Origin of the sequence: Parafrankia elaeagni (genome assembly GCF_000374165.1) — a bacterium.
Classification (GTDB): domain Bacteria; phylum Actinomycetota; class Actinomycetes; order Frankiales; family Frankiaceae; genus Parafrankia; species Parafrankia elaeagni.
Genome location: NZ_KB893747.1, coordinates 12494 through 33093 on the forward strand (window position 1 = coordinate 12494; position 20600 = coordinate 33093).

Here is a 20600-nt window from a genome sequence, read left to right on the forward strand (position 1 = left end):
TCGTCATCACCGTCCTGCGGGGTCGTCCGCCGCCGGTCCGGGCGGTCCTGCGGGCGGTCCTGTCTGGCCGTCGTCGACCGGACGTCGACGACGGGCGATCGTGTCGAAGGCGCTGAGCCCGGCGAGGAACCGGGAGTCCCGCTCCGAGCGGGGGCCCCAGGCGCCGGACACGACGGGGCTGCGGTCCTGCCGCAGGCGCTCCAGCAGTTCGGCTGCCGGGGGACGCAGGGCCGGATCCTCCTCGGTCATCGCCGTCACCACACCCCGACCGTGAGGCCGCCGCGCGTCGCCGCGACGCGCCTCGTCGCCGCGCCTCGTCGCCGCGCCGCGACGCGGCCCGTCGGTCACCCGGAGCAGGACCTGGCCGGCGCTGTACATGTCCGCCTTCGGCGTCGCCACACCGGTGCCGCCGCGGGTCTCGGGCGCCGGGTAGGGGTCGGGCGCCGGTCCGCAGCGCTCGCCGCTGAACACGGCGTACCGGAAGTCGGTGATCTGGACGTGCCGGTCGTCGAACAGCACCGTGCTGCTGCTCAGCCAGCGGTGCACGACCGCGGCGGACTCCAGCAGATCCAGCGCCCGCAGCAGGCTCGCGGGGAACTGCTCGGTCTGGTCGAGCAGCAGCCGGCCGGCGAACTGCTCGACCGGGCGCCCGCGCTCGACCAGCAGCACGAACGGCTCCGGGTCGGCGTCGTCGGGGTAGTAGCCGAACAGACGGGACAGTTCCCGCGGGTACTCCTGCTCGCCGAAGACGTCGATCAGATGCAGACCGGTCTGGATCTCGTTGTCGATCTCGTCGATGCCGTCGGAGGGCCGCGACACCGAGGCGGCGTCGGTCGGCGTGCGCCGCCCGGCGGCGTGCGCCCGCTTCTGGACGTACTCGGTGAGCGTGTCCATGTCGACGACGAGGCGCCGGCTGTACCGGGGATCGACCTGGTCGTCGGTCACCCGGGCCTGCATCGTCCGGCGCACTCCGCGGACGTCCCGGTAGACGATGCTCTCCTCGCGCAGCGCGTCGACCGGCTCGCCCCTGCTGGTGTGATGGGTCAGGGTGGCGTCACGGCTGGAGCGGGGACTGTTGACCCACCAGTCACCGCCGCCAGCCGATCCCGTCGACCAGGTCACGATCCCTCCTTGAGCACGGTCTCGACGGTGCCGGAGCGCATCCGGACCAGCCGCAGCACCCCGGCGGTCTGCCCCCAGTCGGTCCATTCCAGCTCGGCGAGCACCTCGGGAGGCAACGGTCCCGACGGTGTTCCGGCCACCGGTTTCGAGTCCGACCCGCGGCTCACCAGCGACGACCGCGCCGCCCGCGGCGCGAACCGGACGGCGCTGGCCCCGCTCGTGTCGACGTCCAGCAGCTGCAGGTGCTCGGGCGCGCACAGCTGCATCAGTCCACCGTCGGAGACCGACGTCCGCAGCAGCACACCGAGCCGCTCGGACTCCTGCCAGGCGGCGTCGACGATCTTCTCACGGTCGGCGTCGTCGGTCCGGAACGGCGGGGGCGCGTGGACGCCTGTCCGGGAGAGATGCCGGTCGTAGCGGTCGAGACCGAAGCCGGTCTCGCCGCGAACCCGGCTGCTCAGCGCGTCGAGCGCCTCGCGTTCGATGTCAGGCCAGCACCGCTCGACAACGCTGGCGATCAGGTCGATGACGTCGGCCTCCACCACGTTGCTGATCGGCGTACCCATGGCCCGCAGCCGCAGCGCGACATCGGTGTCGGCCCCGGGGCGCCGCTGGCGCGGCGGCTGGGCCGGGAACCCGCGCAGCCGGTCCGAGTAGGTGCCGAGAACCGCCGTCACGTCCTCGAAGGCCAGCGACATGGCCCGGACCAGGTCGGCACCGGCGCGCCGTGGCCCGGTGAGCGACCAGTCGTACCGGGCCACATCCTCCATGATCCGGGCCACTGCCTCGGAGGTCTCCCGGGCCAGCTCCACGTACTGCGCCGGGCCCCAGGCGCGCACCGCCCGCGTCCACACCAGGTGCGGCCACCAGGCCAGCGCGGCCAGCGCCAGCGCCCCGGCCGCCAGCTGCACAGGCACGCTGAAGAAGTCGTCCAGGGACTCGGTGGTGCCCAGGGCGAGCCCGACGTGCGCGCCCGCGACCGCGGTCACCACCAGGCCGAGCAGGTCGACCGGGCTCTCGCCGGGCGGGCCGCTCGCCCGCCCGAGCAGCAGCCACCAGCCGAGGATGCAGGCGAGCGCCAGCGCGGCCATCCCGACAGCCATCGGCAGATAGCCGCCGGGATCGCCGCGGCCGACCGCGAACAGCCCGAACGCCCCGGCGGCGCCGAGCAGTGCGAGCAGCACCAGAAAGACCACGTCGGACGCCTGATGGTCAACCAGCGGAGTCATGCGCCGGGCCACCACCAACGGATAGCCGCGCACCGCGACCAGCGCCACGGCCGCCGTTCCGAGCCAGGCGCCGAGGTTCCCCGACACAGAACCCGCGGCGGCCGCGACGAGCCCGGCTCCGATCAGCACCGGCAGGACGGCCAGCATCGCGGTGAGATTGACGGCCAGCCTGCGGGGCATGTCCCGCAGGAACTCCAGCCGGTCGGTGGGGCAGGCACCCACGAGCTCCTCGCACCGCGCCGCGCTGCCCCTGGGCAGGAGAAACTCGTGCATCCAGCGCAGCCAGCCCGTGACCTCCGCGACCGGGCGACGACTGGTCAGCGCGGCGTCGACCATCTTGCGCAGCGCGGCGAGCAGGTCGGCCCGGCCCATGCCCGCCGGTGGGGCCAACGCGAAGCCCCGCGCCCGCAGTTCCTCCTGCGCGGTGGTGCCGAGCGGATGCAGGCTGTCGTGCTCCTCCATGAGGCGCAGCAGCTCGTCCCGCAGCCACAGCGTGCGTGCCCCGACCTGCCGGGTGGCGGCGGCGATCAGCCCCGCCTGGCTGAACCGGAGGCCCTGGCCATGGTGGGCGCCGGTGCGCGGCACCCGCAGGTTCTGCAGCGCCACGCCGGGACTGGTGACGAAGTTCAGCGCCGCGCTGCCGTCGGTGACCAGATCGCGACAGGTGGCGACGATCCCTGCCATCTCACCGCCGGAGGCGAGGATCGGGTTGCCCGCATCGGCCACCCGCGGATACCGCAGCAGCAGCCGGAACGGCTCGGGCACCAGATCGCTGGCCGGTCGGGCCCCGTCGTCGGCCTGGTGCGAGGCGAGGATGCGGTCGATGGCCCGGGCTCTGGCGTCGGCGAGCACATCGTCGTCGACCTGGCCGATCATGACGCGCAGACCCGGTGAGGCGACGGCGCCGGGCATGGTCCGCACCGCCTCGTAGACACGGTCGAACACCCGCGGCGACAGCAGCGCGTCGACGAGCGAGTCGAACATCGGGCTGCTTGCCGGTGAGGGCCCGGTCACGATCACGTCGGGCTGGTGGTTGCCGAGACTCCAGCCGATGCCGCGGGAGTCGCCCACCCAGAGCGTGGCGTGCGAGGCGAGCTCGAACGGACGGCGCACCGCCGTCCGTCTCGGTCTGGCCCCGCTGCCGCCGTACAACAGCGCTTCGGTGCCGTCGGCCGCGTCGTCCAGTGCCGGGCCGACGGCGAGGCAGATCACCCGTTTCACGCCGGGTGCCTTCACGATCCGCTCGAACCCCCGGGCGTGCGACTCAAGGTCGCGGCTGTCGTCAATCACCAGCACCCGGGTCAGGTCCGCCTCGCTCAGGCCGTACGAGTCGGCGAAGGCACGCTGGACGTCCGTGAAGGACCCGAAGGCCAGCAGGTCGTCATAACGCTCCCGCAGGTCGATGTCGATGACCTTGGCCTCGACGGCGAGCGCCTTCACTTGGTGAAGTCCACGGGACGGTCGTTGACCATCCGGTAGAGCTCGCGCAGGTCGCGGCGGGCCGGGGTCGACACGTTGGCGAACGGCATCTCAAGAGCCGCGGGCACGGTGCGGGCCCAGAAGTCGTGTTGCTGCTCGGCCCAGCTGCGGCTGCCCGCCGGAAGCCCGCCGAGCATGTCGGCGAGCAGCCGCGCCTGTTCGCCGACGCTGTCGACGAAGGCCCGGAACACCGGGTCCGGCTCGACCACCTGGGAGTTCAGGCCGTCCGGCTGAGCCTTCATCAGCTCGCGGCAGAAATCGTCGCGAACCACCTCGTCGTCGGCGAACGACCAGTCCTCGTAGGCGCGCAGCAGGCTGCCCCAGGACGAGGCCGGCTCGAACGGGGACAGCGCGAGCGTCATGTCCACCTCGTCGCGGGTGTCACGGGCGTGCTGTCGGCTGCTGCCGCCGTAGCCGGTTCCGCCGTAGCCGCCGCCGTACCCGCCGCCGCCGTAGCCGCCGAGCTCGTCCGCGTCCCCACCGCTGTCGCCGAGCACGACCCGAATCGCGTAGGGCGAGCCGGCCTTGCCGTCGAGCACCTGGACCTGCCCGTTCCACATCGCGCACAGCAGCCGGTGCAGGATGGCCACCCGGTCGTGCTCGGTGGTGGCCAGCCAGCCGTAGTCGTAGCCCAGGCGCTGGCGCCAGCGCAGGAAGTCCTCCCGCTGCTCGTTGCGCAGCGCGCCGGCCCAGTGGTGCAGGATCTGGCGCAGCTCCGGCACCTGGGTGACGCTCATCGAGGAGCGCAGCAGCACGACCACGATCGACTCGGCGTTGATCGGCCGGAACTCCATCGAGATGCCGGGCTCCGTCGGCAGCCGCAGCGACCGGTTCAGGTACTTCTCGATCTGGGGGTCGCGGGCACCCGCCGGGTAGGAGACCAGGATCTTCAGCTTGCCGGAACCCTGCGGGGAGAAGGTCGCGGGCACCAGTCCGTGGATCTTCGCCTCGAACTGGCGCAGGTCGTCGTCGCCGACGGCGGGCGGGCCGTCCCGGCGCACGACCTCGGCCAGCAGGCTGGCCATCGTCGGCAGCAGCGGTTCGCCGGCTATGCCGCTGGACTCCTGGAAGAGGCGCTTCACCTCCTCCTTGAGCCGGTCCCGCGCGACGGCCACGGCGGCGTCCCCGCCGCGCTCGATCAGCGCCTGCCACACCCGGCGCCAGCCGTCCGGTCCGAGCACCCGGTGGACGACCTGCCCTTCGGACGCCGCGCCGCCCAGGCCCTGCGCGGCCACCAGGCGCCCGAGTGCCTGCTGGTAGAAGTTGTCCATGTCGCCGTGCGGCGGCAGCAGGTTGGTGACACCCGTCCGGGCCCGGTACAGGTCGGCCGCGCGCCGCGCGAACTCGCCCGGCTCGGCCCGGCTGTGCTCCGCGAAGGCGTCCGCGACCAGCCTGAGCTGGGCACGCAGCCGGGTGATCGGGCGCTCCCAGCGCCGCTGGTGCTCGTCCCAGGCGGAGTTCCAGACGGTCCTGGTCCGCCAGTTGTACCAGGCGTCCTGCGCGCCGATGATCTGCTGGACAGCCGGGTCACCCCAACGCGCCCTGGACCCGAGACGGTGGTCCCGCACCGAGCCCGGAGCCGGGACCGGCGGGTTCAGCGTGAGGCCGGCGGGTGGCCTCGGCTCGCTGCGCCGGTTGGCCAGGAAGCCCACCACCCCATCGCGGCTGACCTGCTCGGCCGCCGTCGGCTGTCCCTCGACGATGCGCCGGGCGTGCAGCAGGTCGACGACGCCGAGCAGGTCGTCCAGCCCGGCGCCCGGGTCGAACGCGGCGGCGATCTCCGGCACCTGCCGGGAGACGCTGGCGTGCAGGCTGGTCAGGCTGCCCTGCATCGCCTGCAGTCGGGCCTGCAGGGCGGCCAGGATCGCCCCGGCGCCCCGCTCCGCCGACGACTCGGTGATGCCCGGCGGCTGGCGGCTCAGAATCGGCCCGATGTTCGCCGCGAAGGCGAACCGCCTGATCAGCGCCGCGTCGTCCGCCGAGGAGCCGGGGGTGGATGACGACAGGTCGTCCACCCCGCGGGCGAGCAACCGGGCGGCCACGAGGTCGGCGAGGTCCTCCGCCGGGATGGTCATCGAGGCGACCAGGCTGGTGGAGACACCGCGGCGCCCGATGCCGGAGGAGGCAGGGCTGCCCCGCTCGGCGTCGGAGTTGATGAAACTGTCCGCGAACGACTGGAAGGTCTCGGTGGCGGTGGAGCCGCCGCTGTTCTCCAGCCCCGTCCCGACCAGGGAAAGGACCAGCGAGACGATCGAACGGTGCAGGTCGTCGCGCTGCACCCCGCCGGCCCGGCTGAACAGGAACCCGGTCTTGACGGTCGAGGTCATCAGGTTGATGGACCGGCCCCCGTCGGGGTAGCGCACCCCGAGCGTGCCGCTGGTGCCGTGCATGGTCAGGTTGGTGCCCGCGGGGCGGCCGTTCTGGTCGTCGACCAGCCGGAACAGGTCGAGCAGGGCCCGGCCGGCGTTCAGCCGGGCCGGCCGGCCACCGCCAAGCCCCTCGTCGAAGGCTGACGGCATGAGCACCAGCGGGTAGATCTTGGCGCGGACCTTCGCCTGCTGGAACGCGTCACCGATCAGGTGCAGGTAGTCATAGAAGATGCCGGCGCCGGTGCCGCCCGCCACCGAGAAGGCGACGAAGACGTCGCAGGTCTGCCCGAGTTTGCCGCCCAGCGCGGCCAGCTCCTGGCCGGAGGTGGCGATCTGGCCGACCGCCTGGGCGACCGGCTCGCGGGCGGGCGCGACCCCGGAGCGGAACGTCTCGAACAGCGCCGCCCGCCCGATCGTCGGCAGCTGGCCCGCACCGAGGATCAACGGGGCGACCAGCGGCTCGCCTTCGGACGGCGGCAGCCAGGGGCGAACATGCTCTCGCGCGTTCACCCGCAGACTGCGTGCCAGATCGGGGTAGTTGTCGATGGTCGGGATCAGCCCGTGCGTGACGTGCTGGGTGGCCGCCGCCGCGTTCACGTGGTCCTCCGAGGGCACCACGCGGGTGCGCAGCCGGGTCAGCTCGTTCTCGCTGAGATCCGCATAGACGAACTGCAGGCAGGATGGAAGCTGGTACGGCAGGTAGTTCTTGCCGGGGACGCGCAGGTTCAACGCCCGGCCGTCCGGGCCGCACAGCTCACCGCGCAGCCGGCGCTCGAGTTCGGCGCCGATCAGGCAGCCCGTCCCGCCGAGTCCGACAAACAGCATGGGCTGGTAGATGTTCATGGCTCGTCACCGGGTCCGTCAGTCGGAGAGATCGTCAAAGGTGGGCGGGGAGTACGAGGAGTAACCAGGCAGCGGGTCCTGCGGGCGGGACCGCCGCCCCGGTCGCCACGACCGCCGGGGTGGCTTCGCGGGGAACGGGCCGGGGCTCGCCGTACCCGCGTCGGGCGATCGGATGATCGTTGTCTGGTCGAACTGGTCGCTCTCCAATGCCACGCCGCCGGCCGCCGCGCCGGTCCGCCCGGAGCCGCCCGGCGCCCCTCGGCCGGGGCTGTCGGCGCTCCCGCCGCCCGGCGTCGCACCGCTGGGAGTCCCGCCGCCGAGATAGCTGTCGCCGTGGTCCTCTCCCGACGAGCGGTAGTCACCGGCCCTCTCGTAGGGGTCGTCCGCACCCGGTCCGGGGGGAAACGCTCCCGGCGAGGTCGTGGCCTCGGCCACCACCAGCGTCAGACCGCCCTCGATCGGCACCGGCAGCTGGTTGCGCAGTTCCTGTACCTGGTGGCTCGGCGTCCGCAGCAGCAGGACACGGTGCCTGTCGCGGGTCACCACGTAGCCGGTGCCACCGTGCGCGTAGTCCAGCCTCGGGGTTGTCCCGGTCGCATCGTGCACGACGAACGCGAACCGGCCCCCGGTGTCCCGCCGGGCCCGCAGTTCGCCGACCTGCCCACCGTCGCGGAAAATGCGGACCGTGACGTTGCTGACGTCGCCCGCCTCCCGGGCGGCCCGCAGCCGCCAGGCGGCGAACAGCACCAGCGCGAGCACAAGAGCCCCGAGCAGCACCAGCAGCCACCAGAAGCGGTCCAGCCAGGAGGGTGGCTCCCGGACCTCCGCGCGGAGGACGGCCCAGGCGATCGTCCGGGCCGAATCGCCGGCATCGACGAGGACCGCCGTGCCACCGGTCGGGCCCTGCGCCGAGTCCTCGGCGAAGGTGACGGTGAAACGGTGTTCCGAACGGCCCCGCCGGGTGCTGGTGATGGTCGGCGGATCTATCACCGCATTCACACCGTTGACGAGGTACTGCAGCTGCAGGGACAGGGTGTGGGCGCGACCGTCGATGTTGTCGAGCACGACCGTGCCGGACAGTGACTCCCCGGGTGCCACCGTGCCGTCGCTGTCGAACTTCATCGACGCGGTCAGGGGAGCGGGCCCGTTCTGGATGACCGTCTGGGCATCGACGGACGCTCCCACCACACCCGGGCCGACGACCGTGCCGCGGATCGTCAGGTTCCCGGTCGCGTCGGGCGGAATGGCGATGCGGCCGCTGAAGACGGCGTCGCCCCCCTGTGCGTCACCGCCCGTTCCGTCGTCGACCAGGCTCACCTGCTCCTCGTCGAAGCCCGCGCCGGAGACCTGTGCGCCGAACCGGATACCGTCCAGCGTGCGTGGGTCCTTGATCTCCCCGTCGCGGGTCTGCAGCCGTACCGTGATCACAGCCTCCTGCCCGGGCCCCGGGACCGGCGGGTCGAGGAGGACCACTGCCCGCAGCACCCCCTGCCACATCGCGGCGGCGCCGACGGTCTGCTGGGACGAGAGGCCGTCCGGAGCTGTGAACCGGACCTTCCAGGTCCCCGGCCGCGGGTTCTGCACCCGTAGCGACTCCACCGTGCCGTTGGGGGTGCTCCGGGTGAAGACGGAGCGGTCGAACTCCTCCCTGTCGCTGACGTCGTTGTTCTCCGGGTCGATGTAGGCCACCCGGACCCGCGGGTCGCCCTTGACGGCCACGATGACCCCGTCGGTGCTGATCTCGGGGATCTCGACCTCCACCTCGGCCGAGGAGCCGGGCTGCAGCTCGTCTGTCTCGAAGCCGGTCGTCCGAGCGCAGTTGGCATTGCCGATGGCCTCGAACAGCGAGCGCGTCACCTCGCTCAGGGAGGTCGCCAGCCGGGCTTTGGGCTGGTATTCCTCCAGGTCACTGCAGGTCTGCTGGGCACCGCCGGCGGCGAAGACATCGAGGGCCGACTTGTCCGCCGAGCCGAATCCGAGCGGCCAGATCTGCACGCCGTTCTCCCTGGCCCTGGCCACCGCGGCGGAAAGCTGGCGGCCCGCCTCGGTGTTGCGCGCTGCCGGCGCTCCGTACTGCGGGCTGTTCGGCACGTCGAGACGGCCGTCGGTGAGCAGGAAGATGAGGGAGGAACTGTCGTCCCGGGCCGGGCCGAGAATGCTCAGTGCCTGGCCGATGGCCGCGGCGTGGTCGGTGTCGTTACCCTCCGATGGTTCCCGGCGGTGCAACCCGTCGATGCACGTGACCAGCGACTGCTGTTTCTCCGGATCGGCCTTCGTCAGCGGGCAGTACGTCTGGACGGCCTGCTGCCCCGGTTCACCGTTCGAGCTGCCGAAGCCGACCACCGCGATTTCCGAGTCGGGAGTCAGCGCGCTGAAGGCGAGCAGCTCGACGGCTTCCTTCTCCTGCCGCACCGCCTCGGCGTCGAGACTGCCGGACTCGTCGGCGATGATGACCGCGCGCACGGCACGTGGCTCGATGTCCTCCGCGGAACCGGCGGTGGCCGGAGCCGCTCCCGCAGCGGGAGTAGCGGTGGCAGCGGTGGCAGCGGTGTCCGTGGCGGAGACGCCCGCGCCCGTGGCCGGGGTCGCCGCGCGGGGCGCCGCCGTCGCCGGCACCCCGACCGCCGCCGCGCACAGGAACGCGAGGGCGACGGCCACGACACGCCACGACAGAAGTCCGGGAAGGCCTTCCCTTTTCGGGTTCTCCGACGATTGAAGCGTCACGTGGGCACGACTCCCCCAAGCCATGTTGCCAAATCCCTCAGCTACGCGGAAACATCCGATCAGCAGAATTGACCGCGTACCGAGCCATCGCCGCCCGACCGCCCGACACCAGCCGGTGTTCGGATCCACCGTCTCCGGACGACGGGTGGGAGGCCGAATGACGCAGCTAACCCTAGCGAACCGTGATGCCAATCGACCATGGGTTGAAGCAGGCAGTTCGATGACACCGGCCTGGCACAGCGGCACCGCACCACCCGGCAAACCAACTACCAACGGCGACCGTACGAACGCACTATTTTCTCTGTGCCCGGCCATCCGTGATCGATCATGCAGCACCCGACCGCAGAACGCAATTGCCGCCGATTCCGTATTTCGATGTGGAAACAATCAGCGGCGCATCCCCGCGCATGCACCACCCGGGCGGACAGCGCGGTTCACCTGACAGGCGGCTCCGCCGCGGCGGCGAGGTCGGCGAGCAGGTCGGGGAGGACGAGTTCCTCGTCGATCCGCCGCGCGTGGCGTTCCAGGGCCGGGCGCAGGCCCTGGTCCCAGGACGCGTCGACCGGGCGGCCCGTCAGGGGGCCGCCCTCGACCAACGCCAGGGCTGCCTCATAGGAGCGGGAGTCGAAGCGCCACGGCAGCCAGGGGATCCGTTCGAGCAGCCCGTTCGCGATGCGGAGGCCGCCCCAGTCGAAGTCTCCGTGGTAGGCGAACCGCGCTCCCCGCTCCGCGAGTGCGTCCAGCATGGTCACGACGGCGAGCGAGGGCTGGCCGGAGACGCAGATCAGGGGCGGGGACCGGTGTGCCAGCTCGTCCGCCGCGCTGGCGACGACGATCGGATTCTCACAGACGAAGACCATCGTGGAGCCCACACCGAGGTCGTCCAGATCCTCGCGGCGGCCGACAAGCTGGCGCAGCGTGAGCACGCAGGGCTCGCCCGCCTCGCGGGCGGCGGCCAGCATCCGCCCGCTGGGGGTCGCCGAGCCGCCTGGCAGACCCAGGCACAGGGCAGTGGACGACAGCTCGTCGCGGTGCACTCCGACAGCCGCCCAGGCGGCGCGGCGCCCCGCGGCTGACCCGTCGCCGGTCGGGGAGGCTCCGCCGAGCACCCGGACGGCGGCCAGCACGAGGGTGGTCAGCGGCCGGCCCTCGTCGAGCGCGTGCGCGTCGCCGGCGCGGCTCGCCGCCAGCCGGCCCAGCGCGACGCCGGGTGACGGCAGTGCGTCCAGCACCCGCACCACATCAGCCACCAGCGCGGACGCGGCGGCCGGCCCGTCCGCGAGCCGGCGCAGCATCCCGGTGCCGTCCAGCCACGACAGCCAGGGGGCGAGCACGGGACGCCGGGACACCAGCTCCTCCACCAGGCCTCGGACGGCCGACCACTCCCGGGCGTCCGCCGCGGCCCGCGCCGCGAGGTTGGTCACCTGCCCTGTCAGCAGGGTGACCGCGGCCTCGAGCCCGCCGGGTGCGGCGCCGCTGGCGCGCAGCACGGCGTCGACGTCGTCCAGCGACACCGACAGCGAGCTGCCGGCGCCGGCCCGCCGGCCGAGCAGGCGCTCGGCGGCCCGCCGCTGCTCCGCGGTGGCCCGGGCCAGGGTGACCGTCCCGGTGAGCGACCTGCCTCGTTCCAGCCGGCCGCGGGCCCTGGTGAGCAGCCAGGCGGTGTCCTCGCCGCCGAGCAGCCGCCGCAGTCGCTCGAGGTCACCCGGCTGGTCGGCATCGTTCACGGGCGCGGAAGCGGCTCGCCGCCGGGCGGCAGCGGCGCCTCGCCGAGGGGAACAGACTCACCGCCCGGGGGAAGGGGCTCGTCGAACAGCGAAAGAGCCTCGTCGTCGCGGGCCCGCCGCCCGGCCCCGCCCGTCTCCGCCGGTGCCGCCGGTGCCGCCGGAGCCGGCAGGTACGTCGACGGCCGGTCCAGCCGGGTCCGTTCGCGGCCGTCCCACCGCCACGGCGTGACCAGCACCGCGTCCACCCCGTCCCGCCGGGACAGCTGGGCGATCGCCAGCCCGGGGACCTGCGGGTAGCAGCCCCACTCCCGCTCGCTCGTCATCACGACATCCAGATCGAAGGTGGCGAGCAGGCCCAGGCACTTGGCTCTGGAGTCGTCGTCCACCCCGGCGAACGCCTCGTCCAGGGCGATGAGGCGGGGCGCCCGCCGGTCACCGGCCGAGTCGTAGAACGACGCGGCGGCGGCGAACAGCGGGATCGAGGCGGCGAGCACCCGCTCGCCGCCGGAGGCCGGGCCGCTGGCCGGGCGCCACTGGCCGTCCTGGAACCGCTGGACGGCGAACTCGTGCCAGCGGCGGTAGTCCAGGGCGCGGGTCAGCTGCTCCGCCCAGCCGCCGGAGGCGTCCTCGCTGTGCTCCCGGCTGATCTGCTCCTGGAGGAACGCGCCGACGGCCGCCCGGTCCGCGGCGCTCCACGCGTCGGTCGTCTGCCGCAGCAGGCGGTCCCGCACCGGGCCGAGGCCCGCCGGCGCGGCGCGGGCCATCCGCCACTGCAGCCGCAGCCGCATCCCGGTCGAGGTGGGCCGCTCGGCGAGGTTGGTGTTGATCCGCCCGACCTGTTCCTCGGTGTCGCCGACCAGTTCCTGCAGCGCACTGGCGACCTCGTTGACCAGGTGGTTCTCCAGGACCTCGCGTTCCTTGGCGGACAGCAGCAGCGCCCGTTGCCCGGTCTCCCGCTCGAGCGCGGTGACGAGTTCGGGAACATCCTGGCGGCGGCCCTGGAACAGCACGTCGACCGCGATCACGCCGTCAGTCACGGTCATCCCGACCGAGTGGCCGTGCCGGGAGAGCGCGTCGGTTAGGATCTTGTGCTCGCTGGACACGCGCTGCTGCACGAGCTCCCAGCGCCGGTCGGAGTCGTCGACGTCGTCGAGGGCCGCGTTGACGGCGCGGGCGAGCGCGATCGCCGGATTCGGCGCCCACGCGACCGACGAGTCGGGGAGGTCGAGGTCCAGGTCCGGGACGGCGATGGTGAGCAGCCCGGTCGCCGCGAACGCCCGCAGCCTCGCGATGGCGCTCTCCCGCTCGGCGGCCGCGGCGGTGATGGACTCCCGCAGGGTCTCGCGCCGGCCGTCGGCCTTGCCGCGGGCGTCGAGCGCGGTCCGTTCGGCGGCCCGCGCCCCCTTCTCCCGCCGGTCGCGGTCGGCGAGCTCGGCGTCGACGGCGGCGAGCTTGCGGAACAGCTCGTCGACGGCGGCGCCGGCGGTCTCGACCAGGATCCGGTGCCGTTCGGCCCCCGCGTCGGCCTGCGCCTGCGCCTCGGCCTGCTCCGTGGCCGCCTGGCGGTGCCGGGCTGTCACGTCGGCCAGTTCCGCGCTCGCCTCCGCCGCCACGGTGCGGGATCTGGCCAGCGCGGTCGCCGCCGGCCACAGCCTGGCCAGGGCGGTCCGGTAGTCGCCGAGCGCCCGGCGCACCGCTGCGAGGGCCACCGGCTCGGCGGGCAGACGGACATCGGCGGCGAAGTCCTCGACCTGCTCCCGCGCCTGCGCGGCGGCCTGCCGGGCCCGGTCCGCGATCACGGCGGCCTGGTCGTGGTCGGCGTCGACGCGCCGCCTGATGGCGTGCTCGGCGCTGAGCGTCGCGTGGGCGTCCCGCAGCTCGGTGTCGGGGGGAAGGGCGCGGTGCTCGGCGGCCAGCGTCTCGAGCCGGTCCGCCAGCTCGGCCTCGGCCGCGACCAACCGCGTCAGCCGTTCCTCCGTCAGCTCCGCGTCCGCGCGCAGCCGCACGAGCCGGGCCCTCCGGGCCGCCTCGCGGGAACCCTCCCCGATGTAGCCGGCGGCCGGCTTGTGCCACGACCCGGTCAGCGTTCCGTTGCCGAAGCTGCCGTCGACCCCGACCCAGCTGACGGAACCGTCCGTGACACGGTCCGGGCCGCCCGACCGGTCAGGAGCGCCCGACCGGTCAGGAGCGCCCGACCGGTCAGGAGCGCCCGACCGGTCCGGGCCGCGCAGGCCGATCGTGGCCAGCAGGTCGGCCAGGGACCGGTCGCTCAGAGCGTCGGCGCCGGGGTCCGCCCGGTCGACCGCCGGGACGAGCACCGTCGCGAGTCCGCCGCCCGGCGCCGGGAGGCCGGCGGTGACCAGGACGTCGTCGGAGACGGCGTCCCGCAGCCTGCCGTCGGGGCTGACCCAGGCGTCGAGGATGCCGGCCGCCTCCAGCGCCGCCTCGATGCCGGCCCGGTGCTCGTCGGGCACGCCGGCGGCGAAGTCGACGACCTTCCACAGCGGGGCACCGGGACGGCCGGCGCGGCCCGACCCGTCCCGGGTGTACGGGGTGGGCGGCGCGTCGTGGCCGCCGGCCGCCAGCCGGGCGATCTCCTCCGTCAGCGCGTCGAGCTCGGTCCGGGCGGCCGCCTTCTCCACGTCGACGGCGGCCTGCCGGCGGCCGAGGACGGCGGTCGTCTCCCGCACCGCGTCGTCGACCGCCGCCGCGACCGGGCTGCGGCCGTCGAGCGTCTCCACCCAGCCGGCGAGTGCCGCGAGGGCCCCGTCCGGGTCGGGCAGCCGCAGCTGCTCGGCCCGCCCCAGGTAGGCCGTGCAGGCCGCGACGAGATCGGCGCCGTGCCGGGCGAGAACGTCCTCGGCGGCCGCGATCCGCTCCGCGACGGCCTGGCGCTCGCCGATGATCCGGTCGAGCTCGGTGCGGGCCGCCCGCGCCGCCGCCGCCGCGTCATCGGCCTCGCGCAGCAGCCGTTCGAGGTGGCTCACCGCCGCATCCTGGGCGTCGACGGCGGCCTGACCGGACCGCCGCGCGCCGGCATACGGTCGCTGCTCCCGCGCCAGCTCGTCGAGCACCGCGGAATGCCGGTCGGCGAGCAGGGCGACGCCGGCCGCCGCGGCGGCCTCGCCGACGGCTCCGTCGAACGCCGCCTGGTCGTCGTCGGCTGCCGTGGCCGCCTCGGCCAGCCGGCGCTGCCAGCTGCCGACCGACCGAGCCGCCTGCGTGGCGGCCTCCGTCCGCTGGGTGGCGAGCTGGGCGAGCCTGGCCGCGTCCTGCCTGGCCGTGTCCAGCGCCGCCGCGCTGCGCATCTCCGGGCTTTCGCGCAGCGCCTCCCGCCGGGCGGTCAGGATCTCCTTCGCGGCGTCGAGGGTGTCCAGCTCGGCGAGCGCGGTGTCGAGCGCCGCCTGCGCGCTCCGGTAGGCCTCCTCGGCTTCGCCCAGCTCCCGGCCGTACTGCTCATAGCGGCTGTGCGCCTGCCGCGGCGGCGCGGTGTGCCGCCTGGCGGCGACCCGGGCGTAGCGGCTGTAATGATTCAGGAACGCCTGCGACGCCGCCTGGGCCTCGGTCAGCGCGCGCAGCGCCTCCCGCTCCTCGTCCAGGCCGCGGAACGCCTCGGCGACGGTGGCCAGGAGTGCCGGGTCCAGCGGCGCCAGCGCTTCGGTGAGCGCGCGGGAGAGCAGTTTCTCGTCGGGCCGTTTGGACAGCTGCGGCTGACGGAGCTGGATCAGGAGATTGACCAGGGCCTCGTACCGGTGGGCACCCAGCCCGAACAGCTCCTCGTCCACCGCCCGCCGGTACTGGGAGGCCGTGTCGAACACCTGGCCGTGGCCCTCGACGACGTCCTTCAGCTTCTCCCTGGTCAGCGCCACCCGCGTCGGGCCGACCAGGGACAGGTCACGGCCGACCCGCTGGGGGGTGACGAAGAACCAGTGCCGGGCGATGCCACGGCCGGCGACCGCCTTCAGCCCGGCTCCGACGGTGCGGTACTCGGCGACACCGTCCTGGCCCGTCCGGCCGAACTCCAGCCAGGCGTAGCCGAGCCGCTCCGGGTGCGGATGGCGGCCTCCCAGCAGCAGGTTCCACTCCATCCGCTTGTTGCGGTCACCGTCGGGCTCGACCCGGTGGGCGGCCAGTTCCCCGTCGAGCAGGAACGGCAGCGTCAGGGCCAGCACCTTCGACTTGCCGGTGCCGTTGTTGCCGCGCAGCAGCAGCCGGCCGTCGTGGAAGTGGAACTCCTCGACGTCGTAGTAGAAGAGGTCGACGAGTCCGGCCCGCAGCGGCTGCCAACGGTCCCGGCCGGGAGCAGGAAGCGACGTCGTCGCCCTGTCGCCCCCGGGTGTCTCGCTGCTCACCGCCGCGTCCCCTTCCTGTTCCTGTTCCTGCCTGCTGGGCTGGCCGGCCCGGTGCCGGTTCTGTTGCCGGTTCTGTTGCCGGTACCGGTACCGGTGCCGGTGCCGGTGGCGGTGCCGGTGGCCTGGCGGTCACGGATCGTCGGGGCGTCGAGCGCGTAGCGGGCTATCGCCGGGCGGGGCAGGACCGCCGGCGGGTCCGCCGGGCCACCGGGCGCGTCGACGACCAGCCGCAGGGCCCGGAGCTTGTCCAGCGCCACCGCGAGAAGCTCGGCGTCGGCGCCGGGTTCGGTCGCCCCCCGCCGCCAGTAGGAGGCGTGCTCGACCGCCATCTGGGCGACGAAGGTGCGCAGGCGGGCCAGCGGCACCGGCGTGCCCTGGCCGAGCCGGTCCGCCAGGTACTCGGCGACCAGCAGGGCCACATGGCCGTCGGTGCGCTGCTCGGGCATCCGCACGTCGGTGAGGTCGTCGTCGGGGTCGACCATCGCGATCCCCTCGGCCCGCATCTCCGCGAACAGCCCGGTGGCCTCCTCGATCCGCCTGGTGATGGCGTGGCGCTGGCTGACCAGGTAGGCGCGCTCGTCCTCGGCGAGCTCGTCGTAGTAGACGACCGGCTCGTCCAGCAGCCGGCGTGTCAGCCGGTGCCGCAGCGCGCGGTTGCGCAGGTCCTCGGTGTCGGGGACAGGCTCGTGGGTCAGCTCCGTCAGCCGGGCCTCCAGGTCGGTGGCCTTGATCGTCGACGGCCCGCGGGTGCCCGCCAGGAGTGCGGCGAGCACCCGGCGGCGGACGTCGTACAGGACGTCCCCGCTGTCGCTCAGGTAGGCGTCCTCGTCGCCGGCGACACGCTCGAGCACGCCCAGCGAGAGCAGCAGCCGGACGACCGCGACCAGGTCGGAGCGTTCGTCCCGGCGGCCGAGGGTGAAGGCGACACCGACCGCGGCCAGCTGTGGGTCGCTCGCCGCGACCAGCACGCCCTCCGCCAGCCGGCCCAGCGTGATCTGGGCGTCCGCCGTCTCCAGCACCGACAGTGCCAGGCACAGCAGGACGTAGCGGCGCCGCCCGAACGGCGCCCTGCCCCGGGCGTCCCGCGCCGGGTAGGTCGCCTCCCCGGTCGTGGCGACCGTCTTGAACAGCCTGGCGGAATCGGAGTCCACCAGCAGCCGCCAGCCCGTCTCGGCGGCGAGCCACTCACGCAGCGCGGGGGCGTGCCGGCGGATGAGCGCCAGCACCTCGTCGTCGGAGGCCGCGGTGCGCAGAGGTCTGGCCAGCAGCGCCCGCAGCGCGCGCCGCCGCGCGGCGCGGGTGTCCGCGGTGGCGGGGTCCGTCGTCATCCCGGTACCGGCGCGGGTGCCAGGGACGGCACGGCAGCCGGCGAGCGGGCCGTGGGTGCGGTCAGATCGACGATCTCGACGAGATGTTCCGGCCCGTGCAGCAGACCGTCCTCGGTCTCCACCGACACCGTGCCGCCGCCTGGCACCACGGACAGCCGGATCAGAATCGTGCCGTCACCCGACGTCGTCTCCACCGCCCCCTCACCCGGGCGCCGGGCCGCGAGCGCATCCCCGAGCAGGGCGAGGAAGAGGCGGAACGCCTGCCGGTCGAGAAGCCCGAGATCGGACAGCAGCACCGGCCGGCCGAGAGTCAGCCGATCTCTGGCGGCCGCGGCCTGCCCCGCCTCCCTGGCCGCGTGCTCGGCGAGCAGCCGGCGCTGCTCGGCCCGGTCCGCGACCCGGTTCGGGGTGCCACGCCGCTCGTAGGACCCGGTGCGGCGCAGCTGGGGACTGATCCGTACCGGCGGCGCCTGCCGCCACGGCGTGCCGGGTGACGGCTCGTCCTCCTGCCAGGCCGCGACGGTCTCCTGGGAGACCGTCAGATGCCGGGCCGGGGCCAGCCCGAAGGCGGCCCGCCACAGCCGGTGCGCCGCCGCGTCGTCCGGCGTCTCGGCGAACCAGCGGGCGAGCGCGCGGAAGTCGGCCGACCGGTCGGAACGGCCGGAGCGGCGCTCGTTGAGGGCGGCCACGGTGTCGATGAGCTGGGTGATGGCGGTGACGGCGGCACCGCGCAGCAACCTCGCCTGGGAGGGATGGCGGGCATCGGTCGACACGAACCAGTCGCGCAGACCGCGCCACCTGTTCCGCCATCCGACCAGCGACGCCTCGACCGCGGCGTCATACGCCGCCGCCCCCGCTCCCCCGGCCGCCACGCGCCCGTCGGCCGCCCCCGCTCCCCCGGCCGCCGCGCGCCCGTCGGCCGCCGGACCGGCGACGGTGGGCGCGTCCGGAGGCAGGTCCGGCAGCGCGTCGCCGGCCTCCCGGCGGGCCACGACCTCGAGCAGCCGAGTGACGTCACGTTCCTCCAGCTCACCGAGCAACGTGGCGATCTCCGCGCCGCGGTTCGCGAGATCGGCGATGAAGCGGTTGATGTAGTCGATGAGCCGCTGCTTGTAGGCGACGAACGCGTCGACGTCGCCGTCCGAGAAGTCGATGACACGACGCAGCGACGCCATGAACGCCTGGGCGTTGTCCGCCAGGCCGGTGAAGCGCTCCGCCAGCCCCAGCAGCAGCAGATGCACCTTCGCCGGGTCCAGCTCGGACGCCTCCGTCGTGGCCAGCCCCAACAGGGCACGCAGCTGCGAGGCGATGTCGTCGAGGGCCACCGACTGCAGGGCGCCCCGACGGCCGATCGCCGCCTCGTACAGCGCGATCGCCTCCTCGGCCGCCTGCCCCGCCGGAGTCAGCTGGTACAGGTAACGGGCCCGGTGGAAGTCCTCCACGGTCGTCACGCGGCCGGTGTCCGGGTCCCGGCGCAGGTTGCCCCACCCCGCCAGCTGGTCGAGAGCGGCCACCAGCGACTCGGCGGGGACGGCACCGCCCGCGTCGGCCGCGACGTCCTCGGGGCGCATGTGCACGATGAAGCGGTCCCGGGCCCGGGCGAAGGCTGTCAGCACCTCCCGGTACAGCCCGGAGTTGGGCGCGCTCAGGTGCGTGAACGGCTGCGGCGCCGCGACAGCCCCGCCGCTCGGACCACCCGCACCACCCGCACCGGCCGCACCTGCCACGCCGGCGGCAGCAGGCCCGACCGCATCATCACCGGTCGACATGTCAACCAGTATCTCTGCGAGATCTGACATGCTGACTACCGGTGTCTCGCCACGCACAGTTCCCGACCACCGCGCGACGTCGGCTGGCTGGGGCCCAATGGCTGGTCCCGCCCTCAGCCGAGCAGTTTGTTGATCTCAGTGGAGGCCGCGCGAGCCTCGATCCGCATCAGCCCGAGGTTGGAGTTGAACGGACCGGACAGCACCAGTACCGCCTGCTCGCCGGCCGCGTAGACCACCAGGTAGCCGCTGTTGCCGCGGACCACCGTCTCCTGCATCTCGCCGAGCCCGGTCCGGTCGGAGATGCGCTTGCCCAGGCCCAGGGCCGTCGCCGCCATCGCCGCCATCCGTTCGGCCTCCGACTCGGGGAAGTCGTGCGCCACGGACAGCCCGTCCACCGACGCCACCATGGCACCGTTCAGCTCCGGAATCGACCGCCGCAGGTCCGACACCACGCGCGACAACTCCGATTGAATACTCACCGATGCACCTCTGTCCTGAACGGTTCCGATTGACCTGGGTGGCTCTGGCTCGCTGTCCGGACCTGGCTCGTCCGGCGGCACCGGCACGTCCGGCGGCACCGGCACGTCCGGCGGCACCGACACGGTCGGCGGCACCCACAGGGGCATCGAGGCATCCGTGAAGCGTGCGTCGCCGACCGCGCTCCCGGCAGCGACCGGCTCGGTGGCGGCGACCTCCGCCTCGACGACCTCCGCCTCGGCGGGTTCCGATCTCGTCGAGGTCAGGGCTCGATGACGCCACGACCGTTTCGACGTGCTGCGGTGCCGCGACCTACTGCCCCCCTCGTCCGGCATCGTGACCGCCTTCATCCCTTTTTGTCCGTCAGGGATATGTCCGCCGAGCCGCCCCGGGCCGGCCCGCGTCCGCGACGGACAGGCCCGGCCCTGGCGGTCGAGATTACCCGCACGAGGTGCACTTTCCACAGAAACCGTCTCACCCACGCGACTCCGACCGAACGGCTGCTCCACAGCCACGACTCCGCTGCGCCACGAGGCCGACTTGGCTGGTCAGCGGCCCCGGGGACACCCCGGCCAGGTACCGTCTATATCCTTCACACGATAGTCGACCGGGCGCGGCTGATCGCCGGGGGAAGCCGTCAGCCACACCGCGGAACGAGCGTCAGACACAACGCGGTGTGTCGACTCCTGAGTTCTCCCGGGACGGACCGTCGACGACGTTGGAGACTTGCATGCGGAAGCAGTCGGTGACCGCCATCCTGAGCGAGCTCAATGCGTCGTCCGACGACATCGAGGCTTCCGCGCTGGTCTCGACGGACGGCCTGCTCATGGCGTCGCTGCTGCCGGCCGAGTTCGAGCATGACCGCGTGGCCGCGATGAGTGCGGCCATGCTCTCCCTAGGCACCCAGGCAAGTATGGAGCTCAACCGCGGCGCGCTCGACCAGATCCTCATCAGGGGGCAACGCGGCCATGTGCTGCTCACCAGGGCCGGCCCGGAAACCGTTCTGGTGGTCATCACCCGGCCGGACGCCCAGCTGGGCGCGACGTTTCTCGACGTGCGCCGAGGCGCCGAGGCGCTGTCCGAGGCCGTCTGAGCGCCGTGCGTCGGCCCGGGCGGCAGATCCCGGCCGACAGCTACGACAGCTACGGAGGGTGAATCGGCAGGGCCGCACGTGCTGGATC

At 73.5% G+C, this 20600-nt stretch carries 10 protein-coding genes; 1 reads left to right on the top strand and 9 read right to left on the bottom strand.

Annotated elements, in window-relative coordinates:
* Positions 1–6 precede the first annotated feature (6 nt).
* The 9 genes from B207_RS35080 to B207_RS40040 all read right to left on the bottom strand — a co-directional run bounded on the left by B207_RS35080 (position 7) and on the right by B207_RS40040 (position 19421).
* Positions 7–1122: a protein kinase family protein gene (locus B207_RS35080; RefSeq protein WP_035741855.1), complete on the bottom strand. Its 1116-nt coding sequence runs from the start codon at positions 1120–1122 to the stop codon at positions 7–9.
* Positions 1119–3791 carry a hypothetical protein gene (locus B207_RS0122850; protein WP_018638924.1) on the bottom strand — a complete coding sequence of 891 codons (2673 nt, stop codon included), beginning with the start codon at positions 3789–3791 and terminating at the stop codon, positions 1119–1121. The genes B207_RS35080 and B207_RS0122850 overlap by 4 nt, the downstream gene beginning before the upstream one ends.
* Positions 3788–7042 carry a tubulin-like doman-containing protein gene (locus tag B207_RS0122855; RefSeq protein ID WP_018638925.1) on the bottom strand — a complete coding sequence of 1085 codons (3255 nt, stop codon included), beginning with the start codon at positions 7040–7042 and terminating at the stop codon, positions 3788–3790. Before B207_RS0122855 ends, B207_RS0122850 begins: the two co-directional genes overlap by 4 nt.
* Before the next feature lie 18 nt (positions 7043–7060).
* Positions 7061–9766 (bottom strand): VWA domain-containing protein, encoded by a 2706-nt coding sequence (locus B207_RS0122860; RefSeq protein WP_084692275.1) that lies wholly within the window; start codon positions 9764–9766, stop codon positions 7061–7063.
* A gap of 434 nt (positions 9767–10200) precedes the next feature.
* Complete coding sequence (locus tag B207_RS0122865; RefSeq protein ID WP_018638926.1) at positions 10201–11493, bottom strand: TIGR02679 family protein; 1293 nt, start codon at positions 11491–11493, stop codon at positions 10201–10203.
* Positions 11490–15845: a TIGR02680 family protein gene (locus B207_RS0122870; protein WP_018638927.1), complete on the bottom strand. Its 4356-nt coding sequence runs from the start codon at positions 15843–15845 to the stop codon at positions 11490–11492. Before B207_RS0122870 ends, B207_RS0122865 begins: the two co-directional genes overlap by 4 nt.
* On the bottom strand, positions 15842–17173 hold the full coding sequence (locus tag B207_RS0122875) for a TIGR02678 family protein (RefSeq protein ID WP_018638928.1): 1332 nt from the start codon (positions 17171–17173) through the stop codon (positions 15842–15844). The genes B207_RS0122870 and B207_RS0122875 overlap by 4 nt, the downstream gene beginning before the upstream one ends.
* Positions 17170–18942, bottom strand: a complete 1773-nt coding sequence (locus B207_RS0122880; RefSeq protein WP_018638929.1) for a TIGR02677 family protein — start codon at positions 18940–18942, stop codon at positions 17170–17172. The genes B207_RS0122875 and B207_RS0122880 overlap by 4 nt, the downstream gene beginning before the upstream one ends.
* Positions 18943–19055: 113 nt before the next feature.
* Positions 19056–19421 (bottom strand): roadblock/LC7 domain-containing protein, encoded by a 366-nt coding sequence (locus B207_RS40040; protein ID WP_026311344.1) that lies wholly within the window; start codon positions 19419–19421, stop codon positions 19056–19058.
* A gap of 728 nt (positions 19422–20149) precedes the next feature.
* Here B207_RS40040 and B207_RS0122890 point away from each other — a divergent pair.
* Positions 20150–20512 (top strand): roadblock/LC7 domain-containing protein, encoded by a 363-nt coding sequence (locus B207_RS0122890; RefSeq protein ID WP_026311345.1) that lies wholly within the window; start codon positions 20150–20152, stop codon positions 20510–20512.
* Positions 20513–20600: the final 88 nt, after the last annotated feature.

Bases quoted from the DNA above. Each gene is read 5' to 3' on its own strand.
- B207_RS0122855 (WP_018638925.1), bottom strand. From the start codon at position 7,042: ATGAACATCTACCAGCCCATGCTGTTTGTCGGACTCGGCGGGACGGGC.
- B207_RS0122875 (WP_018638928.1), bottom strand. From the start codon at position 17,173: ATGACGACGGACCCCGCCACCGCGGACACCCGCGCCGCGCGGCGGCGC.
- B207_RS0122880 (WP_018638929.1), bottom strand. From the start codon at position 18,942: ATGTCGACCGGTGATGATGCGGTCGGGCCTGCTGCCGCCGGCGTGGCA.
- B207_RS0122890 (WP_026311345.1), top strand. From the start codon at position 20,150: ATGCGGAAGCAGTCGGTGACCGCCATCCTGAGCGAGCTCAATGCGTCG.